This is a genomic window from Cupriavidus sp. MPR-AND1C (assembly GCF_058809705.1).
This window is the reverse complement of record NZ_JBXASU010000181.1, coordinates 1-3167: the sequence shown is the minus strand read 5'-3', so window position 1 is coordinate 3167 and position 3167 is coordinate 1. Positions and strand designations below refer to the sequence as shown.

The 3167-nt window shown below is 67.1% G+C and carries 2 protein-coding genes; both read left to right on the top strand.

Annotated features, from left to right (window positions below):
* The first annotated feature begins 185 nt into the window (after positions 1 to 185).
* Positions 186 to 689: a (2Fe-2S)-binding protein gene (locus AC1RWI_RS37805; RefSeq protein WP_043353294.1), complete on the top strand. Its 504-nt coding sequence runs from the start codon at positions 186 to 188 to the stop codon at positions 687 to 689.
* Positions 686 to 2971 (top strand): xanthine dehydrogenase family protein molybdopterin-binding subunit, encoded by a 2286-nt coding sequence (locus tag AC1RWI_RS37800; RefSeq protein ID WP_043353292.1) that lies wholly within the window; start codon positions 686 to 688, stop codon positions 2969 to 2971. Before AC1RWI_RS37805 ends, AC1RWI_RS37800 begins: the two co-directional genes overlap by 4 nt.
* Positions 2972 to 3167 lie beyond the last annotated feature (196 nt).

Genomic DNA, 3167 nt, shown 5'->3' with positions numbered 1-3167 from the left:
CCTCCGCACCGCCCCTCGCCCCACCCTGCGCAGCGTCATAATTCCAGTTTTTGGAATTAACAAATCCCCACACCGCCATTCCCGAGTACCTGCCGCCGGCATCACAATGCGCGTTGCGCAAAGCCGCGCAGGCACCTGGCTCGTCCGCCAGCCCTCGTCCCCGTTGCACCATCCCCACAAAAAACATGAGAACCATCACGATCAACGGTAAGCCGCAGAAGATCGATCTGCCCGATGACGCCCCGCTGCTATGGGCGGTGCGCGATCACCTCGGCCTGACCGGCACCAAGTTTGGCTGCGGCATGGCCCTGTGCGGCGCCTGCACCATGCACCTGGACGGCCAGCCGATCCGCTCCTGCGTGACCCCGATCTCGGCGGTGGCCGGCAAGAAGATCACCACCATCGAGGGCCTGTCGGCCGACAAGATCGGGCAGGCCTTGCAGGCAGCGTGGGAGGAATTCGGCGTGCCGCAGTGCGGCTACTGCCAGGCGGGGCAGTTGATGTCCGCCACCGCGCTGCTGCACACCAACCCGCACCCGAGCGAAGAAGACATCGACGGGGCCATGAGCGGCAACATCTGCCGCTGCGGCACTTATACGCGCATCCGCGCCGCCATCCAGCACGTTGCCAGATCGAGCGTGGCGGCAAAGCCGTCTGCCCAGCCGACCGGCAAGAGGAGCGCCCAATGAGCACGCTGCAATCCGCCGGGCGCCGCGCCTGGCTCAAGGGCATGGGCGCCCTCGCCGGCCTGACGTTGACGGTTGGCCTGGACGGCATCGTGCTGGCAGCGGATGAGCCCAAGAAGTACGGCCGCGACGGCATGCCCGGCGGTGCCGTGGATAGCCCGCTGGTGTTCCTCTCCATTGCCGAAGATGGCAAGGTAAGCATCGTCTGCCACCGCTCCGAGATGGGGCAAGGCGTGCGCACCAGCCTGCCGATGGTGGTGGCCGACGAGCTCGAAGCCGACTGGGCGCGGGTGCTGGTGGTGCAGGCGCCCGGCGATGAAATCCGCTACGGCAACCAGAACACCGACGGCTCGCGCAGCGTGCGGCATTTCTTCGAGCCCATGCGGCGCGTGGGCGCTAGTGCGCGGATGATGCTGGAAGCTGCCGCCGCCGCGCGCTGGAATGTGCCGGCAAGCGAAGTCCAGGCGCGCAACCACGCGGTGGTCCACGTGCCGAGCGGCAAGAGCCTTGGCTTTGGCGCGCTGGCAAAGGACGCCGCGCGCCTGCCCGTGCCGGCGGCCGCCAGCCTCAAGCTGAAGGATCCGGCCCAATTCCGCTATATCGGCAAGGACAGCACGCGCAGCATCGATGGCCACGACATCGCCACTGGCCGCGCGCAGTACGGCATCGACGTGCGGCTCGACGGCATGCTGTACGCCGTCATCGCCCGCCCACCCGTGTTCGGCGGCAAGCTCGCCGGCGTTGACTCCACGCTGGCGATGAAGGTGCCCGGCGTGATCAAGGTGGTGGAGCTGGCCGGCAGCCCCGCGCCCGCCCTGTTCCACCCGCTGGGCGGCGTGGCAGTGATCGCCACCAATACCTGGTCGGCCATCAAGGGCCGCGAGGCGCTGAAGCTGCGCTGGGACGATGGCCCCAACGCCAGCTACGAGTCCGGTGCGTTCCGCGCCGCGATGGAAAAGGCCGCAAGCCAGCCCGGCAAGGTGGTGCGCAACCAGGGCGACACGATGGCCGCCCTGTCCGGCCCCGGCAAGCGCATCGTGGCACAGTATTACTTGCCGCATATCGCGCACGCCACGATGGAGCCGCCGGTTGCGACGGCGCGCATCGCCGATGGCAAGTGTGAAGTCTGGACGTCGGTCCAGGCGCCGCAGGCCACGCGCGAAACCGTGGCCGGGCATCTCGGCCTGAAGCCGGAGGACGTCACCGTACACGTGACGCTGCTGGGCGGCGGCTTTGGCCGCAAGTCCAAGCCGGACTTCGCCGCCGAGGCCGCGCTGCTGTCCAAGGCCATGGGTGGCAAGCCGGTCAAGGTAACCTGGACGCGCGACGACGACCTGCATCACGACTACTTCCACACCGTTTCCGTCGAGCACATGGAAGCCATGCTCGGCACCGACGGCAAGACGCAGGCATGGCTGCATCGCACTGCAGCCTCCACCATCACGTCGACCTTCGTGGCTGGCGCGAAGAACGAAGCCGCGTTCGAGCTTGGCATGTCGGCGGTGAACATGCCATTCGACATCCCCAACGTGCGCGTGGAAAACCCCGAGGTGGAGGCGCACACCCGCATCGGCTGGTTCCGTTCGGTGTCCAACATCCCCCACGCCTTTGCCGTGCAATCGTTCGCGGCCGAACTGGCGACGGCAGCCGGGCGCGACCATCGCGACTACCTGCTGGCGCTGCTCGGCCCGGACCGGCGCATTGACCCGACGCAGCTGTCCGATACCTGGAACTACGGCGAATCGCCGCAGCAGTATCCGCTTGATATCGGCCGCCTGCGCGGCGTGATTGAACTGGCTACGCGCGAAGCCGGCTGGGGCAAGACGCTGCCGAAGGGACGCGGGCTGGGGCTGGCGGTCTGCTACAGCTTCGTGACCTACGTCGCGGCGGTGGTCGAAGTGGTGGTGGCCGATGACGGCAGCATCAGCGTGCCGCGCATCGACATGGCGGTGGACTGCGGCGCCCAGGTCAACCCGGACCGCATCCGCTCACAGGTGGAAGGCGCCTGCATCATGGGCATCAGCCTGGCCACCACGGGCGAGATCACCTTCAAGGACGGGCGCGCCCAGCAGGACAACTTCCACCAGTACGAGGTGATGCGCGCGCCCTCGGCGCCGCGCCAGATCCATGTGCATCTGGTGCCGGGCAAGTTCGACGCACCGCTCGGCGGCGTCGGCGAACCGGCCGTGCCGACCATCGCGCCTGCGCTGTGCAATGCGATCTTTGCGGCTACCGGCAAGCGCATCCGCGCGCTACCGATCCGGGAGCAGTTGAAGAAAGCTTGAGGCCTGAGGCCTGAGGCCGGGCCTGAATCGCGGGGCGTTGGGTTTCGCGCTCCGCGATTCACATTTCATTTGGCAAACGTGATCGCGCAAAATCGTTGCTGCAAATCGCAGCCGCAAAATCGCAGCCACTTTCGATCGCACAAAAGCAAAACCCCCCAGTACTTTCGTACTGGGGGGTTTCAAGGGAGAGCCTGGC